Genomic DNA, 20,155 nt, shown 5'->3' on the forward strand with positions numbered 1-20,155 from the left:
CCCACAATTATCCAAAATAACTCCATTGCCTTTCCTCCTTATGATTAAGTTTTGTGAGCAAATTATATCATATCCATAATTGCAAGTATAGTATTTTAGTGTTCCGCACTAATTATTTTTTCTGCTGTCCCTGTGGAGCGTGGTTCTGTGGATTTCCTGCGGGCTGACCGCCTTTATTTTTCAGCACAATGTCGTCTGCCTTGATGTACCATTCCACATCTGCCCCTCGGTAGTTGGCGTTTGCCACGGTATCGGCAACGGGATTGACAAGCTCCACCTCGGCATTGTACGGATAGTCCTTGACAGGGATTTCCGCTGGGATAGATACCTGTATCGTGCGTTCCTGCTGACTGCACTTCAAATCGTAAGTTCTACGCTTGATTTCCTCGGTTGTCGTCCCGTCCTCATTCTCTACACGCACTTCATGTCTTAATGCGGAGAATTTCAGCACTCCAAACGTCTTTTCCTTATCTAACACAATTCCATTCGCTAATCTCATAATCTGTTATCCCCCTTTACTTGCCTTCCTCGGCTGGAAGCATATCATCAGCCGTTAAGATATAGTTGGTGTAGCCACGACCTCGCACATTCTTTCCCTCAGCGGTAATCTTAGGATTGACGAGTTTGACTTTCTGCTCATACTTGAAACGCTTCTCCCCAGCCTTTGCGGGAAGCACTACGATAATGTCGTCGGCTCTCTGAATGTCGGAATACAGGTTATAGCTTCTTGTCACGGGAACGAAGCGACCATTGACACGCTGTTGCTCCACGTCATTTTCTCCTGCAAACTCCAAGTTTCCAAAAGTCTGTGCCATATCAGGCACGATATATTTCAATTTCATGTGTTCATACCTCATTTCTATAAAATCTGTTGATTATCAATGCTTTTATTCTGGCTGGTGGTGTGATACCCGTAAGCCCCCAGACCGTCAAGGGCAGGTAAATGCTTAAAAACACCCTTGACTGTCTGTGTGCTTACAGGTGGGTGGCGGACAAGCCAGAATAAAGGGAAGCTCCGCCGTTTCCATGTATCGGCGGGGAACGTGATTTCTTCATCATCATAGGAAGATTATCCTATAAGCGTTTACGACGCTTGATGAAGTATGTTCCTGCCACGCCTGCACCAGAGAGAACAAGAAGCCCTAAGAATAAGGCAATGTTTGTATTGTCTCCTGTCTTTGGAGCGTCCGTTGTCTTGCTCGGTGTATCTGGTGTGGTCGGCTGTTCTGGTGTAGGTTCTTCTGGCTTTTCTGGTACTTCTGTGATTGTCACCGTCTGCCCGTCGTCCTCAATGTCCTTATGCTCTGTAACCTTTGTCGGTTCATCTGGATTGCTCAAATCGTATAATTCCTCAAAGGTCACAAGCTCTTTCCCGCCAAGCTCGGAAGCGTCGAATGTAAAGGCAATCTGGACTTCCATGCTTTCACTGTCGGCGGTAAAGGTATAGTCATTCTCGACACGTTCACCATTGATGATAAGCTCTGCGTTTTCGTCCTTAATCATCTGCCAGCCTTTGAGCTGATACTTTGTGCCGATTTCCAATCCGTCAAGGGTCACGGTATCAATGATTGTCACGTCTTTTCCTGCTTCAATCTCTTTCTTTCCGTCCTCGCTGGTCGCTGTGGTATGGATAGAGATGATACGCTCCGTGATAAGCACCGTCTGTCCCTCGTCGTCAATGTCCTTGTGTTCAGCAACCTTTACAGGCTCGTCCTCATTAGAAATGTCGTAAAGTTCCTCAAAGGTCACAAGGTTCTTGCCACCTAAAGCAGACGCATTGAATGTATAGGAAATTTCCACTTTCATTTCTTCATCATCAGCGGTAAAGGTATAGCTGTTCTCTACACGCTGTCCGTCAATAAGAAGTTCGGCATTTTCCTCTTTCAACATCTGCCAGCCTTTTAACTGATACTTCGTACCTTTTTCCAGCCCGTCAAGCGTAACCGTGTCAACGATTGTAACCTCTTTGCCAGCCACGATAGACTTCTCGCCGTCCTTGCCTGTGGCTATGGTATGGATAGAGATTTCTTTCTCGTATTCATCAGTAAGTGTCCCTAAGTCAACGGTCACATTGTTTCTGGACACCACGATTTCAAACGGTGGGATAAGCTCAAAGCCTTTGTTGCTCTCACAGCGTAATTCCTCAATGATATAGGTGTCGTAAATCAAAGCACCTTTGCTGTCGTCTGGCTCGCTTGTTCCAAACCAGATACCGTCCTCGCTGGTCTTTCCTGCGTTGGTGTTGTTCTTATGGGAAGCCCAGTCAGAAGAAGTGGAGAACTGCCCGTTATCATCAGTTACAATAATGTGGCTCTCACCTGTGGTCTTGCTTGTGATCCTAAACGGAACTCCCGCAAGACGCTGGTGTGTGCCAGCACCAATCTTGACACCCTCTAGGTCGCCACGCTTCACTTGATTGTAGATTGACGTGTCTGTACCTGTAAGGTCAACGATTTTCCCGTCCTCTGTGATTTCAAATTCAATCGGTTCTGCACCGTCCGTCAGATAGCCCTCTGGAGCTTTGCTTTCCTCAATACGGTATTTCCCGTAAGGTAACAGGTCAGTAGAAGTAGAAGCCACGCCCTCAATGTCGGTAAGGATTGTCTTTACCACGTCGCCTTTATTGTAGAGCTTTCCCTCAACAAGTACGGCGTTGTCATTTAGAGAGATGATTTCAAATTCAGCGTCTTTCAAAGTCGCACTTCCTTGACCTTTGGTATCGCTGGTTTCCAAATCTCTTTTCTGGATTTTCACACCACCACGGATAACCTTGTCTGATACATGGTACTGATTGCTTCCAGACAATACGGCAATGTCGCCGTCCTCGGTAATCTGTGTAAGGTACATTCCCTTAATCTGTTCCTCACTACCATTTGCCTGCATATATGCACCGTCAAGAAGATAGCCGTCAGGAGCTTTCGTTTCCTCAACGGTCAGCGTTCCTAAAGGAAGCACGTTCTTACCATCCTGTGTATAGAAGCTGTCCCCAGATACCTTGTATTCATCAGAAAGGCGGGAAACATAATGAATAGTGCCGTCGCTGTCCTTTTCAGCGATTGTCTTTGTCACCCATGTCTTTGTAGGCTCGCTAGGAAGATTGTCAGCGGTATAGTGTCCCGCATAGAATTTCCATGTGAACTCCGCACCCTCTAGGGAAGCGTCGCCCTGTGGAGCGTCTTTCTGTGTTTCCATGTCAATCTTGAAAAGCTCGATAAGGGTATCTGTGACCTTTGGCGTATCGGATACATTGAGTGTCGCTGTCTTGCCAGCTTCCACATTTAAGGAATAGACAGTGCTGTCCACCTTATAGCCAGCAGGAGCAGAAAGCTCTTTGATGTAGACTGTGCCAGCCTTTACTTCCACGGTATCAGTATTTCCGCTGTTATCAGTCGTAAGGGTGGCAAGCTGTTTCGTACAGTCCTTATCAGAATAGACACCATAAGTCGCACCAGCGATAGAGTAAAGCCCGTTCCCATCGGTAATGCTGGCATTACTGGAAGTCTTTTTCAATGTGGCATTTCCAACGGCAAGTTTCGCCCAGAACTGTCCAATGTCCTGTCCCTCGCCAGAGTAGATGTAACCGCCACATTCATAGCGTTCCTTGTTCTCGCTGGCAAAGGCTTTCGCCCCAGCGTAAACCTCGTCCTGTATAGCTTTTGGAATTTCATCATAGGAAGCTCTGACGTTATCGCATTGCCAGCCAAGATGAACACTCAATCTCTGCCATACGACGCACTGTTTCAAAAGATAGATATGCTGACTGCTCAATCCGCTGTGGCTCTGCACATACTGATTAACATACTCGATTGAGAGGGCAACATCTGAAATCTGGTCGTAGCTCATGCGTGTGCTTGCGTCAGCTCTGGTCTTATAACCGTTGCGGAAGTTGGTGTTAATATCCACACAGAAAGCGTCCTCACCCTCAACGGTCATGTGTCCCTCATTGAATGTCGAACCGATAGAACCGTCATTCATTACTTTTTCAACGATACCGACACGCTCGGCACTTTCTGTCCAGTATTGCTTCTCGGAAGCGTGGACTGCCGTTGTCGGCAAAGCAGTAACGATAGTCGCAAAGGCAAGGAAGCCTGTGGCTAATCGCTTCAATATCTTTTTCATAGCTTTTAAAATTCTCCTTTCGTTTGGATATAGAAAAAGCCGTCCATTTCTGAACGGCTGGAAATAGAAAAGGAACGTCAATATCGGCGTTCCATAATCTACTTGCGATATTCAATTTTTCAATTTGTGATACTGATATACTGTGGCAAGAAAAGGTATCTCTCCGCTGATTGACACCAATTTTGACACCAAATTTTTATAAAATGACGATTTCTGACGAGTTAAGACAAAATCATAAAATCCGAGAAATGCCCATAAATAGGCACTTACGGCACTCTATGAAGTTAGACAAAAGCCACACTGCGATAACAAGTATAGAGTGCTAAAAACATTTTTTTAATTTTAAACAGCCACTTATCATACTCTATCAAATCATATCAAAGATATATTTTTATATAATATGATCAACATGTCGCAAAAGATAGGCATCCATGTCATCAAACCCTATCATACTTCGACGAAGTGTTATTTTTTTATTTTTTATATAAATCACAATCTTAACACATTCTTGCCATCCATATACATTTTTTACCTTTCTTTCAACTCTTATTATTTCTGTTACAGGAAATGTATAGCTTGTCCCTATGACTGGTCTCATTGTTATATCATCTCCCTTAGCAATCATCTGGAATCTACATATAGAAATTCCCCACAAGATAAAGGGACTTACAAAAATGATGGCACCCACACTCAAAGCAAATAAAAACATTGAACTCACAACATCTAACATAGCAATAAACACTATTGGAAAAATCATTGACAACAAAATAACAGCTATAAAGATAAGATCGTTTTTAGCCCAATAAACTTCCGTTTTCAGTCCAAGCTCTGCTTCAAACATGACTTTATTATCATTATCAAAGAACAATATCTTGATATCATGATCCTTACCATATTGCGTTGCCTGATAAATCAAATGAATTCTGTCCTGATCCGTTATTTCTCCTTGATGTTTAATCCAACAGATTGAATCAGCCCATGCATAAAAATCATTGAAACAAACTTCACCATCAAATCTTGCTATATTGCCATTATCATCTTCAATTTGTATATAACTTTTCGTTCCTGTTATTTTCATTATATCTTATCTCCATCAATCATACTCTATTCACATTATATCAATTTCAAATAATCCCATCAATGACACAGTCCTACACCATTTTCTATTTATTCGTCAGTGCATTTTGTATAATCTACAAACATCACTGCACTTATCTTTTAAAATTTTTATTTTATTTGTTTTCATCGCATATTTTCGATATAATGGTAAAGAAAGGGTGAGAGCTTTGGAATGTTTTTATCAGTCCATGTTAGCGTATATAAGACAACGTCCTCGTTTAGAAAAAATCATTATTTTTTTAACACAATATTGTCCTTATGTAACGTTTATCTTATATCCATGTGTCTTGATTTATTTATGGTATATTCATAGTCCTTATTTGATAGATGCCATTCTAAGACCATGTATAGCTTTTGTGATTGTGACGGTTTTTAGAAAAATAGTGAATCGTCCCCGTCCCTATGATCATATGAATATTCAACCCTTAAGAGGTCATAAACATGGCGAATCTTTTCCAAGTCGTCATACTGTTAGTGCCTGTATTATTGCTTTTGTATGTTTTTATGCTCATTTTTATGTTGGCGTTTTTGCATGTATCATTGCATTGATTGTCAGTTTAACACGTATTTTAAGTGGGGTTCATCATATAAGTGATGTTTTTGTAGCAATTATCATTGCAATTCTGTGTTTTATAATTGACTTTCATTAAAAATAATTTATACTATACTTAAAATATTTTAAGTATTTATGAGGAGGTTATATGCTAAGTCAGGAATTTCAGGCTGTTTATAATATATTCAAAATGAATTTTTATTCATCTATGTGTGCAACTTCTAAAGAACTCACTATGCAAGAAGCATTTAGCTTAGATATTATTTATATGTTAGGTGAACCCACTATTTTAGAATATGCTAAATATATGGGGATTTCACAGCCTAATGCTACATATAAAGTCAATCAATTGGTAGAAAAAGGATATTTAAATAAAACAGTCAGTCAGGAAGATAAACGATCTTATCATTTAAAAGTTACAAGTAAATTCTTGGAGTTTTATCGTGAAAATGATCATTATATTAAAAAAGCCCTTAAAGAAATTGAAAAACTGTTTAGTAAAGAAGAAGTGAAATCCTTAGAGAAAATGCTTCGTACAATTAGAATATTTATGACGGAGGAAAAGAAAAATGATAAAAATAATTACTGATTCTACATCTGATATTGATTTAAAATATGCACAGGAACTCAATGTTGAAGTTGTGCCTTTAAAAGTCATTATTGATGGAAAAGAATATAAAGATCGTATTGATTTACAACCAGAAGAATTTTATGATTTATTAGTTAATAGTCAAACATTACCATCTACATCACAACCATCACCACAAGACTTTGTTGATTTGTATGAAACAGCAAAAAACAACAATGATAGTGTTATTGTTATTACTTTGTCTAGTGTTATTAGTGGAACATATCAAAGTGCTAATCTTGCAAAAGATTTAGTTGATTATGATGATATTTATGTGATTGATAGCTTAGGAACAACGCAAATGCAAAGATTGCTTGTATTAAAAGCAGTTGCATTAAGAAATGAAGGTATGAATGCTCAAGATCTCTATACATTTTTAGAAGCATATAAACATCGTATTCGCTTATTTGCTTTTGTAGATACATTAGAATATTTATATAAAGGTGGACGTTTATCAAGAACAGCTGCAACAGCAGGAACACTTTTGAAATTTAAACCTATTATTGGTTTTGATGAAGGCAAATTAGATGTATTTGCGAAAGCCAGAGGGACTCAAAAAGCTACTGCTAAAATTATTGACTTAATTCAACAAGATGGTGAAATGGATTTAGATGAACCTATCTGTATCGGATATACTGGCTCATCTGATGGTTTAGATAAGTTTGAAAATACATTAAGGGAAACTTTACATTTTGGTGAAACATTACATGGTATTGTTGGACCGGTTATTGGTACACATGCTGGTCCTGGGGCTCGTTTAATTGCTTACGTAAAAAAACAATAAATCATCCATAAGTATTGATTGTCATAGATGATAGCTATGATAATCAATACTTTTTATTATATTGAATATAATCAAAAAAGTATGATCATAAAAATCATACTTTCTCTTTATGCAACAACAAAAGTCTTTAAACGTTTTTGAATAAGATACATTGTAATGATAAATGCTATGAAATCTGCAATTGGTACAGCAATAAAGACACCATATAATCCAAAAATCCAAGAAAGAATTAAAATCAATGGTATCAATAATAAGCATTGTCTTAATAAATTAAGAAAGCTGGATTGTTTAACCATTCCAATTGCCTGAAAGAAATTAGCACACATTGTTTGACATCCAACTAATGGTAAACAAATAAACCAAATACGTAAAGCACTATTTCCTAATTCAATAATTGCTGGCTCTTGATTAAATATAGAAATAATCATTGATGGGAATAATTGAATCACTAAAAATCCTAAACAAGAAAGAATACTAGAACCTATAATCGTATACTTTAATGTTTCTTTGACACGATGATAATTCTTAGCACCATAATTATAACTAATAATAGGTTGCTGTCCTTGTGTCATACCTGTTAATGGCATCAACATAAGTGTTTGAACACTTGTAATAATTCCTACTGTTGAAATAGCCAAATCCCCACCATACAAACCTAATGTTCCATTAATAACAATATTTAAAACACTTGTTGATAATTGCATTAAAAAGGCTGGCAAACCTGTTTTCATGATCATATATGTATAATGTTTTTTCAACTTCATATGTGATAAACGACATGGAATGATTCCTCTTTTTCCAAATAAGAAAGACAATTGCCATATCATACTTAAACATTGTCCACCAATTGTCGCAAGTGCGGCACCTTCCATTCCCATATGAAATTGAACAATTAAAATATAATCAAAAACAATATTAAAACCTGCTCCTAACAGCTGTGAAACCATAGCGTTTTTAGCATTTCCTTGGGCACGTGAGAAATTGTTTCCACACATGGCTACACATTGAAAAACACCACCATATAAAATAATACTCAAGTAATCACTGGCATAAGGTAAAACCTTTTCACTAGCTCCAAGTATAGTTAATATAGGATCCATGAAAATATTACCTAAAACCATAAAAACAATACCAAAGATAACTGTAATCATTAAAGCATTGCCCTGATAATATTTAGCATCTTCCTCTTCCTTAGCACCTAAAGCAATAGAAAAACGTGTAGCTCCTCCAACTCCTGCCATTAAGCTTAACGCCATCAAAATTAAAGTCACTGGATAAGACACAGTAATTCCTGCTAAACCTAATGATCCTAAATCAGGAGCATTACCAATAAACATTCTATCTACAATATTATAAATAGCATTGACAATCATCCCAATCATAGCTGGCACTGATAGTTCAATCAATAAAGTTAAAACTTTTTGTGACCCCATTCTATCTTTATCCACAATTTTCCCTCCCTTAACGTTTTTTAGTTTAGACATATTGTCCTTTTTTGTCAAGAAACAAAAAAAAGACATTCAATGTCTTTTTCAATATGATGAGGATATTTATTCCAATATTTTAAATAAATAAAATCCTCATCCTTTTTAAAATGATACTAATACATTCTAAAAGTAACTAAAATATTTTTAGGCATCCATTGTTCCTTATAAGAATAACAATATTTCATACCAATCTTTTTCATGACATTTCCACTATGAGGATTACAAACATCATGCGTTGCAGTAATGTATGGCAAATCAGATGTTTTGAATTCTTCAACCATTTTTAAAGCTGCTTCACTCACTATTCCCTGATGCCAAAACTCTTTTCTTAAAGCATAGCCAAAATCATGACTCTCATCTCCACTGATTTGAATATATCCAATAGGTCTATCATTTTCCTTTAAACAGATTGCATAATAATAACCATCTTGATTTTTATATTTATCTAAATAATGCGTCTGCAAATAATCTTTTGCTTCCTCGACACTCTGTAATGGAAACATAGGTAAAAAACGATTAACATCAGGATCACTTAATAATTCATATAAAGCCTGTTCATCTCCCATACGAAAATGTCTAAGAATCAGTCTTGAAGTTTCATAAAAGTCTTTCATCTTAGCCCTCCATTATTTTAACATAAAAAGTTCTTTGCCTAGGTCCATCAAATTCACATAGATAAATGCCTTGCCATATTCCTAATAAAAGTTGACCACGATGAATAATAAAAGTCTGACTTGGGCCAAAAAGAGTTGACTTAATATGGGCATGTGAATTCCCCTCAAAATGATGATAATCCAAATGTTCTGTAGGAAAAACACGTTCAAAAGCATTGATCATATCTCTGACAACATCAGGATCCGCATTTTCATTGACAGTGATTCCAGCCGTTGTATGTGGTGTGTATACCACAACAATTCCTTCATCTATGTGGCAGTAATTAATATCCTGTTTGACGATTTCAGTAATATCATGCATTTGCATACGTTTAGAAAATTGATATTGATGTTCAAATAACATTCTCAATCACTCCTATAAATCTTTTATATACCATCTATCACAAGCATAATGTGGTCCTTGAATAAGGGGTTGTTCCAACGGAATAAATCCATTTTTTAAGTAGAAACGATTGGCTGCTATCATATTGGAAAATGTTTCCAGATAACATTGCTGATAGTATGTCTTTGCAAAATCTAAGGACAGGTTTAATAATTCTTGTGCTATGCCTGTACCACGTATCGCCTTATAACAATACATTTTCTGCAATTCACATATACCTTCTTTGCCTTCCACTGGTCCTATACCACAACCACCAACAACATGATCATTTTCAACAACCACAAGATATTGTTTATGAGCAGGTTGATAAACTTGATAAAATTGTCCTAAATCTTTATCTTCCCAGGCACAACCTGGTTTATTACCACCAAATTCTATCAGACAATCTCTAATCAGTTTTTCGACTTCTTTATTATCTTTTTCTTCAATCAGACGTATTTTCATGAGCTGGTATAACCTTTTTTAAACGTTTTTCAAAATCACGACGAGAAAACATAACAATGGCTCCACACCCTAAACATTTAATTTTAATATCTGCACCCATACGTATAATTTGCCATTGATTAGACTTTTTACAAGGATGTTGTTTTTTCATTTCAACAATATCGTTTAAATTATATTCCATTTTTGTGCTCCTCTCTTTGTTGATAAGCTTTATAAGTATTTTCCAATAACATCGCAATTGTCATTGGTCCTACACCTCCAGGCACTGGTGTAATATAAGATACAAGATCTTTGACATCTTCATAATCAACATCACCACATAATTTATGATTTTCATCACGATTAATACCAACATCCAACACCACAGCACCTTTTTTAATATAATCTTTATTAAAAAACTTAGGTTGACCAATTGCCGCTATTAAGACATCAGCTCTTTGACATAACGTGGCTAAATTCATTGTACGGGAATGTGCAATTGTCACAGTTGCATGTTTATGCAAACATAGTAAAGCCACTGGTTTTCCAACAATATTACTTCTTCCAACAACAACAACTTCTTTTCCAGTTAAGTCATAATGAATTTCATCTAATAAAACCATCATACCTTGTGGAGTACAAGGTACCAGTCCTTTTTCTCCTAACACAAGTTTAGCTACATTAGATGGATGAAATCCATCTACATCTTTTTGTGGATCAATTAAATGAAGTATTTTGTCTTCATGAATATGTTGTGGTAATGGCAACTGTACCAAGATGCCATCTACAGTATCATCATGATTAAGTTTTTGAATCACTTCCATTAACTTTTCTTCTGTTGTCTGTTCATCCAGTTTCACAATATCAGATAACATCCCTACATAGGCACATGCTTTATCTTTATTGCGAACATATGTTTGACTGGCAGGATTTTCACCTACTAATACAACTGTTAATTTTGGTAGTCTTTGACCATTTTCTTTTAATAAATCAATCTTTTGTTTGAGTTCATCTTTTCGCTTTGCTGCAATCTTTTTTCCATCAATGTTCATAAATGATTACCCCCTCATTATTGTTTCTATTATAATGGAAAATATACCAATTGTAAACTTTTAGCCCCAAAAGAAAAACTACAATAAATACAAAGAGTTTATTGTAGTTATCATTTTATTTATTTATTTAAAATATGTCTCGCAATTAAGATTCCATTAGCTCCTGCCTGAGCCAATCCACGTGTTAGTCCAGCACCATCGCCACCTACATACAGACCATCAATCTCACTTTCAAATCCTTCTCTTACTTTAGGTCTTGCTGAATAGAATTTCGCTTCTACTCCATAAAGCAATGTATGTTCATTAGCAATTCCTGGTGTAACATGATCTAAAGCTTCAATCATTTCAATAATAGATTTCATCGTATTATATGGTAACACAAGCCCTAAATCTCCTGGTACAGCTTCAGGTAATGTTGGAACAGTATAACCTTCTTTTAAACGTTTCACAGTTGTACGACGTCCTCTTTTAATATCACCATAGCGTTGTACAATAATGCTTCCATGTGATAGCATATTGGCAAGTCTAGCAACCTCATGAGCAAATTCGTTAGGTTCATTAAATGGTTCGCTAAAAACATGTGAAACTAATAATGCAAAATTGGTATTATGACTTCCAAGTTTTGGATCATGATAAGCATGTCCATTGGCTAACATTGTCCCTGAATGATTTTCAATAACAACATGGCCACTTGGATTTGAACAGAAAGTTCTGACTTTAGTTCCCACAGATGTATTGTATACAAATTTACCTTCATAAAGATGAGAATTAATTTCATCCATAACAATATTACTTGTTTCTACTCTTACACCTATATCAACCTGATTATTATAAAGTTCTAATCCCTGACGTTTAAACACTTTGGCTAACCATGTTGAACCATCTCTTCCAGGAGCTAACACAACATGAGGAGCATAAATTTCTTCACCATTTTCTAAAACAATCCCTTTAACATGATGATCTTCTACAAGAATATCCTTAACTGCTGTTTTAAATGCCATATCAATATGCTGTTTAAGTTCATTAGACATTTCTGTCATAATTCTCAAATTTTCTTCAGTTCCTAAATGACGCACTTTAGCACGTAATAATTTCAATCCAACAGCATATCCACGTTTTTCAATTTCTTTCACTTTATCAGTCGTTGGATCAGTAATTTCACGTGTTGCACCATGTTTCAAATACAATTCATCCACATAATGAATTACATCTTCAACTTCCTGATTATCTAAATAATCTGTTAGCCAACCACCAAATTCACTGGTAATATTGAATTTACCATCAGAGTAAGCACCGGCTCCCCCAAATCCTGAAGTAATTGAACAAGCAGGTAAACATCCTGGTTCATTTTCTTTAATTTGTGGACAACTTTTAATTTTCTTATCTTTAATAGGACAATGTCTATACATCACATCATGTCCTTTATCAATAAGTAATACTTTTAATTCTGGATTTTTTAAATACAATTCATAACTTGTCATAATTCCTGCTGGTCCAGCCCCAACAATAATGACATCATAATTTTTTTGCATAAAAAAACGCCTCATTTCTGGGGCATTATTAAATAATCCTCATTTATTATATTCATAAAAACTTATCCTTGTCAATAAAATACGCAGAATAAAAATATGTTATCAATTTATAAAACTTTTTATGCCAAAAATAAAGCCACAATCACTGGAATCGTAACAATAGAAAGTAATGTTGTCATAAAAACAGCTTTAGCTGCCAAGGCAACATCTTTTTGATATTCTGTTGCAAATAATACAGCAATATTTCCTACTGGCATAGCAAGCATAATTAAAGAAACGCCAAGTATTAAAGGATCACGAATAAAAGCATTTAAAATAGGATAAGCTATAACTGGAATAACAATCTGTTTTAAAATCGTATATGGATATATTCTGACTTCAGTAAAGACTTCTTTAACTGGAATCGTAGCAAGTGTTGAGCCAATAAGCAACATGGCAATAGGTGTTGTAATATCACCAATCATGGTTATCGTTGAAGACAAAACATCGGGAACCTGTAAACCTGTAAAATAAATAAACAAAGCCACAAGTGAAGCAATCACGCCTGGTGAAAGAAGCTGTTTCAAATTGATTTTTATTTTTTGTACAGAATGATAATTCATAAAAAGAATACCTACTGTAAACACAAGCAAATTAAAAATCATATTAAAAATAGCAGTTAAAAATACGGCTTGATTTCCAAAAATGGATTTCATAACAGGAAAGCCCATAAAACCGATATTAGAAAACATTGTCATGAAAATATATAAACCTTGTTGTTGGAGAGGAACTCTCATAACTTTGACAATCAAAAAGCCTAAAATAGGTAAAACAAGAAAGATGACAATTCCTACAATAAACACAAAAACAATTTCAGATATTTGTTTTTCAATATTTGTAGATAAAACAGAAGATACAATCAATGCTGGTGTTGTGACCGACAACAAAAGTGTTGTTAAACGTTTATTAAAGTCTACATCCAGTATCTTGATCTTTAATAAAAGATACCCTAAAGCAATCACCAGAAATAATTGTATCATCTGTAAAACAATAACTTTGATATCCACAATCTATCCTTTTAGCCCATGTGCCTGTCTTTCCATATTTTCAACAACAATATCATAGATTTCTCCAAGTGTTGCCCCATATTGTAAAACAAGCCATGGTTCATTGGTATGAAAATGAATTTTAATGAGTTCATCATCACCAACAGCTAATAAACAATCTCCCTGAAAATGTTCTGTAATATAATCATTAATTTCGTCTTCATTTAAGTTTTTTCCTTCAATTAATAACTGTGTATCAAATTTATATTCTAACATTTTTATTCTCCTTCAAATAAGCAGGCTCCGTTTGTTTCAATAACATGTTTATACCAATCAAAAGATTTTTTCTTATATCTTTTATAAGTTCCATTTCCTAAATCATCACAATCCACATAAATAAATCCATATCTTTTACTCATTTGTTTTGTAGATTCACTGACAATATCAATACATCCCCATGATGTATATCCCATTAAATCTACGCCATCTATTTCAATAGCATTCAACATTTCTCTAAAATGTGCATCAAAATAATCAATACGATATTGATCATCAACTGTTCCATTCACAAGTTCATCTTTAGCTCCTAAACCATTTTCTACAATAAATAATGGTTTTCTATAACGATCATATAAATCAACTAAAGACACTCTTAAACCAATAGGATCAATTTGCCATCCCCAATCAGATGAAGGAATATATGGATTTTTTATTGCCACATTCGTATTGGCTGCAGTTTTCTTTAAACCTTTGTCATCTTTTGCAACACAACTTGATGAATAGTAACTAAATGAAACAAAGTCTACTGGATATTTCTTCATAATTTCTAAGTCATCATCCTGCATTTCAATATGAATACCTTCATTTTTAAATTTAGCTAATAAATAAGCTGGATACTCTCCAAAGACTTGTGTATCACTATAACAATATGTACTTCTCATATCCTGTTGTGCCTGTAAAACATCTTCTGGTTTACAAGTATAAGGATAATATGTCAGTTTTGTTAACATACAACCTACTTTTGAACCAGGAATTTTTTCATGGCAAATCTTTGTAGCAAGAGCTGAAGCTACAAATTGATGATGCATAGCTTGGAAAATAACCTGTTGGAAATTCTGCCCTGGGAAACGGTCTTCAACAAGTCCTCCTGTTGTATAAGGATGTCTAATCATAGAATCTACCTCATTGAATGTTAACCAATATTTGACTTTATCTTTATATCTTTCACAGATGACTTCCACATATTTGACAAACATATCCACAACTTCTCTTGATGCCCATCCATTATAATTTAAAACTATATTTAATGGTGGTTCATAGTGTGACATTGTCACTAATGGTTCGATACCATATTTTAAGCATTCATCAAAAACATCATCATAAAATTTTAAACCTTCTTCATTAGGTTCTTGATCATCACCATTTGGAAAAATACGTGACCAGGCAATAGACATTCTATAAACCTTGAATCCCATTTGGGCAAAGAGTTTAATATCTTCCTTATAATGATGATATCCATCTGCCCCATGTCTTTTTGGATATAAAGAATCATCCTGTGATTTTAATGCATCTTCAATATCTTTTGTTGTAATGGCATTTTGTGCATGATAATCTTGAACATCAATATCTAAATGATGTCTCGCACAATCAGAAACACTGATTCCTTTGCCTCCTTCGTTCCAGCCACCTTCATACTGATTGGCAGCTGTTGCGCCACCCCATAAAAAACCTTCTGGAAATTGTCTTACCATATTATTGTCCTCCTCTTCTTTTCATTTATTATACATGTTTCTTATATTGAATGTTCAAATTTTCAAAAAAAGAAAGATATGTTCCATGTACTTAATGAAACATATCTTTTTTCATAAATATAAACGAAGCAATAACACATGCAATAACGGCAATCAAAGTTGGGACCCACCATACTGGTCCTGGTAAACCGGAAACATTCATTCCATAAAAACTAAAGATAATATTTGGTATTGACATCACAATAGTGATAACTGTTAAAACCTTCATAACAATATTTAAGTTATTTGAAATAACAGAAGCATAAGCATCCATTGTTCCAGATAAGATATTTGAATAAATACTACACATTTCAATGGCCTGATTAATTTCTACTAAAACATCTTCTAATAAATCCTGATCATCTTCATAAAGTTTAATAGATTTTCCACGCATGATCTTATTCAAAGTAATTTCATCAGTTTTTAATGATGTTGAAAAATAAACTAAAGATTTTTCTAATCCAAGCATTTGAATAAGTTCTTTATTTTGCATTGATTTATGAAGTTTTTGTTCAGTCAAAGATGATAATCGATCAATTTGACGTAAATAAATCAAGTATCTTTGAGAAATTCTTAAAAGAAGCTTTAATAAAAATCTCGTCTTCATTTCTGTATGAATACCCTTGACTTTACCTGTTGCCATATCTTCAATATTTAAATTCTCATATAATGAAATTGTAATAATATATCCTTTCATTAAAACAATACCTAATGGTAATGTTGTATATTGTAGAGTCATTTTATCGTATTTTCCTTCAGTTTCTTCTGCACTTGGATAATCGACAATGACTAATGTCTGATTGTAATCATCATCAAAATCAATATGTGAACTTTCTTCTTCATCTAATGAAGCTTGCACAAATTCAGGAACAATTCCCAAATCATTAATTAAAAATTGTTTTTCTTCTTCTGTTGGTGAAACAACATTAATCCAGCATCCTGTTTCTAATGTTTCGACTTTTTTTGTTTCTGTTCCAAAAGTTTTGTAAAATTCGATCATTTTTATCCTCCTTTTCTATAACAGGAGAATATCAATTATGTCTCCTGTTATGCTTTGTTTTATTGTTAATTTCGTATCTTCATCCGGCTCCGGAGACATAATAACACCTTCTTTCTTTCCTTTGCCATTATAACATAAAATGTCTGATATAAAAGCCTTTCATTTGTAATTTTTTTGTTTTTTATAAAAAAGATTTAAATCGAAAGTTTCCCTTCAATTCAAATCTTTCTTTTATTAAAACCAATCTGTTCCATCTTCTCTTTTTAAAATATAACGAATCATTTCAAAGAGTTCTTCTTTTGATTTAGATTTCACAATAAAGACATGATTACCCATTGCTCCACTTAATGATTCTGGAACATCTGTTTCTAATGCTATATTCTGTCCATAAGTTTCTCTAATCTGATCATAGTTATGCATATACCATATTCCTTCTCTACGACCTGTATATGCTACCCAATATTCACGATGAATATCATAGAAACACTGATTATATTTAATCATATCAGCCCATATTGTATAAACATCGACATTATATGCAAAATCAATCATATCAGGCATATAAGCACCAGGTGCTCTCATGTTAACTTCTAATCCAACAATATCTCCTTTTCTTCCTAATCCTTCTTTATCTTCATCTAATCTAAAGAATTCAAAATGATAAAAACGACTTCTTGTATCAAAAGCTTCTACAACCTTTTTTCCGATTTCATATAAATCCAATCCTTCAACTGGTTGTGAGTAAAAAGCAGTATCACTTAATTCATTTACATTATCCATTATAGAATTCAACATGACATGTGATGAACAAATCAAAATATTTTTATCTTTATCGGTAATTCCATCAAATGTTTCAACATGACCAGGAACAAGTTCCTCAATAATAAATTGAATATAAGATGGCTTTGTCGCAAAGAAATAATCTAATTCATCATCATTTTTCAATTTATATGTTGAACTAGCACCCACACCATTATCAGGTTTAACAATAACTGGATATCCTACCTTGTTCGCAAATGCTTTTGTCGCAAGGTAATCATCAACTTTTCGATATCTGGCAGTTGGTATCCCAATCTTTTGATAGACTTCTTTCATTTTTGATTTGTATTTCATTGGTGATAGATTTTGTATTTTGGTTCCTGTTGTGACATTAAATTCATTTCTTAATGTTGCTTCCAATTCTAACCAATATTCATTTTGAGATTCTATCCAATCAATTTTTCCATAATGCCATGTAAAATAAGCACAGGCTCTGTATACACTGTCATAATTTTCTAAGTCATCTACACGATAATATTCTGTTAAGGCAAGTTTTGTATGATATGGCAAGTTTTCATAATTCGCATCACCGATTCCCAAAACACGAACTCCTCTGACTTTTAATCGGTCACAGAAATTGTAAAAATAATCTGGAAAATGTGGTGATATAAAGACAACATTCATTATTATATAACCCTTTCTACAAAATATGGGAATTGAACTTGCCACCAATCCCAATCATGATTCACATCGTGACCCCAAAAATCAATCCATGCTGGGATATCTTTATATTCTAAAAGTTCTTTCATACGCGATGTACTTCTAATCATATCATCTTCCCATGCTCCTTGCCCACAACATAAAACAATACGACAATGACGATACATCTCAACATAAGGATGGTCATAACTCATACCATGAAGATATTGAATTGGTGAATTGCGATAAAGAATATCATCATGATAATCTCCAAAAAACAAATCACTATCATAATATCCACTCAAAGCAATGGTACCTTTAAAAATATCCGGTCTTCTGAACATGAAATTCACTGCATGAGTTGCGCCCATTGAACAACCAGTTGTATAAATGCCATCTGCATACTGACCATCACGACCATAAGAATTAATTTCTAAAATTCTTGGAACCAATTCATTAACGATATAATAGAACCACTGTTCCATCATATATGTTCTATGTCCATTATCCATCCCTTCAGCTGACCAAGATTCTTGATCAATGCTATCACAACAAAATAGCTGAATTCGTCCTGCATCAATCAGGTGCTCTACTGTATGCACCATACCAAAATTTTCAAAATCAAAGAATCTTCCATTTTGTGCAGGAAAAACCAAAATTGGTGTTCCTGAATGACCATAAACCTTAAATTCCATATTACGCAATAAACATTCGCTATATTCCTTAAACCATTCTGTCTTCATATTCTCACCCCTAACCTAAAACAAAATCAACGAATTCATTGACTTGCTCCATATTCTCAAATCGAGCAGTATATGTAAAATTACCCATAGCTCCACTTAAAATATCTGGCATTCTTTCATACATAACCAAATCAAAATGATAACGTGATACAATGTCTTCATGTGTATGAGAATATGAGATACCATCTCTTCTTCCACAATACACACAATGATATGGACGCTGATGATCATAGTCACTATACCCTTTTGTGACCATATCTGCATAGATTTGGTAAACATCAATATTATTGGCATAATTCATCATATCAGGAGTATAACCTCCTGGTGTTCTTAAATTAACTTCTAAGCCAACAATCTCTCCTTTTTGACCTAACCCAGGTTTATCCTCTAACAATCTAAAGAATTCCATATGGAAACATCTTCCAGCTGTATAAAAGGCTTTCACACATGCCTGTCCAGCTTGTTTCAAATCATAAGGTATTTCTCTTAAAGAATAATAATACATACTACTTTGATCATTCACTACATCCATAATGGGATTTGGAAAAACATGTGATGTTTCAAATAAAATCTCTTTATTTAAATTAGCAATACCATCATATGAAATAATTAATCCATTAACAAATTCTTCCATTATATATTGTGTAAAATGTTCTTCCTGATAAAAATGTTCTAACTCCTCCTGATTAGAAATTTTATAAGTCTTTGCTGCCCCAACCCCATTATCTGGTTTGACTACAACAGGATAGCCAACATCATGAATAAATTTTAAACCTGATTCCAAATCAGTGACTAAATGATAACGTGCTGTTTTAACTCCTGCTTCTTCATAAAACTTCTTCATCTTTGATTTACATTTAATATCTTCAATATGGTTTGTATGAATACCTGTTGTAATATTAAAATCCGTACGCAATTTGGCATCCTGTTCAAGCCAATATTCATTATTAGATTCCAACCAATCTATATGTCCATAATGGAAAATAAAATAACCCATCGCCTTTACCATTTCATCATAGTCTTCCATAGAATATACTTGATAGTAATCATCTATTGAATTCTTTAATTCTTCGCTTAAATTATCATAAGGTGTATCCGCAATTGCTAAAACTGTGACTCCATTATTTTTTAAACGATTACAAAATTGATAAAAATTTTTTGGAAAGGATGGTGATATATATACAAAATTCATAAGATAACATTCCCCCTTCTTTATATCCTTTTATCTATTATAACATAATAAAATAAAAAAAATCATCCAAAAAAAGAATGAGAATAAAAAAAAGAAAGGGAATAGAATGACTATTCCCTCACATGGACTGGCAGCGTGCTATTTTCGCAGTTGCCTACTATCTTCGCCGCTGTGATGCTTAACTTCTGTGTTCG

At 34.5% G+C, this 20,155-nt stretch carries 21 protein-coding genes; 3 read left to right on the forward strand and 18 right to left on the reverse strand.

The features are described from left to right. Positions 1-112 precede the first annotated feature (112 nt). From B5E48_RS07730 to B5E48_RS07745, 4 genes are all read right to left on the reverse strand, one after another. Complete coding sequence (locus tag B5E48_RS07730) at positions 113-499, reverse strand: YdcP family protein (protein ID WP_087304660.1); 387 nt, start codon at positions 497-499, stop codon at positions 113-115. A gap of 16 nt (positions 500-515) precedes the next feature. After that, the gene (locus tag B5E48_RS07735) at positions 516-842 is read right to left on the reverse strand and encodes a YdcP family protein (RefSeq protein WP_087304661.1); all 327 of its coding nucleotides are present in this window, start codon (positions 840-842) and stop codon (positions 516-518) included. 232 nt (positions 843-1,074) lie between these two features. Further along, a complete protein-coding gene (locus B5E48_RS07740) occupies positions 1,075-4,119 on the reverse strand; it encodes an SrtB-anchored collagen-binding adhesin (protein ID WP_087304662.1) in 3,045 nt (1,014 codons plus the stop codon). 391 nt (positions 4,120-4,510) lie between these two features. Continuing rightward, positions 4,511-5,197 (reverse strand): hypothetical protein, encoded by a 687-nt coding sequence (locus tag B5E48_RS07745; protein ID WP_087246063.1) that lies wholly within the window; start codon positions 5,195-5,197, stop codon positions 4,511-4,513. Positions 5,198-5,405: 208 nt separating this feature from the next. On the opposite strand from B5E48_RS07745, the gene B5E48_RS07750 reads away from it, so the two are divergent. The 3 genes from B5E48_RS07750 to B5E48_RS07760 are packed head-to-tail and all read left to right on the forward strand — an operon-like array spanning position 5,406 to position 7,203. Continuing rightward, positions 5,406-5,888 carry a phosphatase PAP2 family protein gene (locus B5E48_RS07750; RefSeq protein ID WP_087246061.1) on the forward strand — a complete coding sequence of 161 codons (483 nt, stop codon included), beginning with the start codon at positions 5,406-5,408 and terminating at the stop codon, positions 5,886-5,888. A 51-nt stretch (positions 5,889-5,939) separates the two neighbouring features. Next, a complete protein-coding gene (locus tag B5E48_RS07755; RefSeq protein ID WP_087304663.1) occupies positions 5,940-6,380 on the forward strand; it encodes a MarR family transcriptional regulator in 441 nt (146 codons plus the stop codon). Beyond that, a complete protein-coding gene (locus tag B5E48_RS07760) occupies positions 6,361-7,203 on the forward strand; it encodes a DegV family protein (protein WP_087297936.1) in 843 nt (280 codons plus the stop codon). Before B5E48_RS07755 ends, B5E48_RS07760 begins: the two co-directional genes overlap by 20 nt. A 107-nt stretch (positions 7,204-7,310) precedes the next feature. Here the strand turns inward: B5E48_RS07760 and B5E48_RS07765 are convergent, their stop codons facing one another. From B5E48_RS07765 to B5E48_RS07830, 14 genes are all read right to left on the reverse strand, one after another. Further along, a complete protein-coding gene (locus tag B5E48_RS07765; protein WP_087304664.1) occupies positions 7,311-8,651 on the reverse strand; it encodes an MATE family efflux transporter in 1,341 nt (446 codons plus the stop codon). Positions 8,652-8,803: 152 nt separating this feature from the next. After that, positions 8,804-9,304 (reverse strand): GNAT family N-acetyltransferase, encoded by a 501-nt coding sequence (locus B5E48_RS07770; protein ID WP_241146948.1) that lies wholly within the window; start codon positions 9,302-9,304, stop codon positions 8,804-8,806. 1 nt (position 9,305) lies between these two features. After that, a complete protein-coding gene (locus B5E48_RS07775; protein ID WP_087304665.1) occupies positions 9,306-9,707 on the reverse strand; it encodes a secondary thiamine-phosphate synthase enzyme YjbQ in 402 nt (133 codons plus the stop codon). A gap of 12 nt (positions 9,708-9,719) precedes the next feature. Beyond that, positions 9,720-10,190: a GNAT family N-acetyltransferase gene (locus B5E48_RS07780; RefSeq protein ID WP_087246049.1), complete on the reverse strand. Its 471-nt coding sequence runs from the start codon at positions 10,188-10,190 to the stop codon at positions 9,720-9,722. Further along, positions 10,171-10,371, reverse strand: a complete 201-nt coding sequence (locus tag B5E48_RS07785; RefSeq protein ID WP_087246047.1) for a DUF951 domain-containing protein — start codon at positions 10,369-10,371, stop codon at positions 10,171-10,173. The genes B5E48_RS07780 and B5E48_RS07785 overlap by 20 nt, the downstream gene beginning before the upstream one ends. Beyond that, positions 10,361-11,221 (reverse strand): bifunctional methylenetetrahydrofolate dehydrogenase/methenyltetrahydrofolate cyclohydrolase FolD, encoded by an 861-nt coding sequence (folD, locus tag B5E48_RS07790; RefSeq protein ID WP_087246045.1) that lies wholly within the window; start codon positions 11,219-11,221, stop codon positions 10,361-10,363. The genes B5E48_RS07785 and folD overlap by 11 nt, the downstream gene beginning before the upstream one ends. 119 nt (positions 11,222-11,340) lie before the next feature. Beyond that, complete coding sequence (locus B5E48_RS07795; RefSeq protein WP_087245979.1) at positions 11,341-12,753, reverse strand: NAD(P)/FAD-dependent oxidoreductase; 1,413 nt, start codon at positions 12,751-12,753, stop codon at positions 11,341-11,343. Between the two features lie 119 nt (positions 12,754-12,872). Continuing rightward, positions 12,873-13,799: an AEC family transporter gene (locus B5E48_RS07800; RefSeq protein WP_087245977.1), complete on the reverse strand. Its 927-nt coding sequence runs from the start codon at positions 13,797-13,799 to the stop codon at positions 12,873-12,875. Between the two features lie 3 nt (positions 13,800-13,802). Continuing rightward, a complete protein-coding gene (locus tag B5E48_RS07805; protein WP_087245975.1) occupies positions 13,803-14,054 on the reverse strand; it encodes a kinase to dihydroxyacetone kinase in 252 nt (83 codons plus the stop codon). A 2-nt stretch (positions 14,055-14,056) separates the two neighbouring features. Further along, positions 14,057-15,529: a glycoside hydrolase family 1 protein gene (locus tag B5E48_RS07810; protein WP_087297931.1), complete on the reverse strand. Its 1,473-nt coding sequence runs from the start codon at positions 15,527-15,529 to the stop codon at positions 14,057-14,059. Positions 15,530-15,620: 91 nt separating this feature from the next. After that, positions 15,621-16,568, reverse strand: coding sequence for a magnesium transporter CorA family protein (locus B5E48_RS07815; RefSeq protein WP_087245971.1), 948 nt, complete (start codon positions 16,566-16,568; stop codon positions 15,621-15,623). Between the two features lie 234 nt (positions 16,569-16,802). Further along, positions 16,803-18,011, reverse strand: a complete 1,209-nt coding sequence (locus B5E48_RS07820; RefSeq protein WP_087304666.1) for an ATP-grasp domain-containing protein — start codon at positions 18,009-18,011, stop codon at positions 16,803-16,805. Positions 18,012-18,013: 2 nt separating this feature from the next. Then, a complete protein-coding gene (locus B5E48_RS07825; protein WP_087304667.1) occupies positions 18,014-18,769 on the reverse strand; it encodes an esterase family protein in 756 nt (251 codons plus the stop codon). Between the two features lie 10 nt (positions 18,770-18,779). Next, a complete protein-coding gene (locus B5E48_RS07830) occupies positions 18,780-19,961 on the reverse strand; it encodes an ATP-grasp domain-containing protein (protein WP_087304668.1) in 1,182 nt (393 codons plus the stop codon). Positions 19,962-20,155 lie beyond the last annotated feature (194 nt).

Origin of the sequence: Massilimicrobiota sp. An105 (assembly GCF_002161155.1) — a bacterium.
Classification (GTDB): Bacteria; Bacillota_I; Bacilli_A; order Erysipelotrichales; family Coprobacillaceae; genus Allocoprobacillus; species Allocoprobacillus merdigallinarum.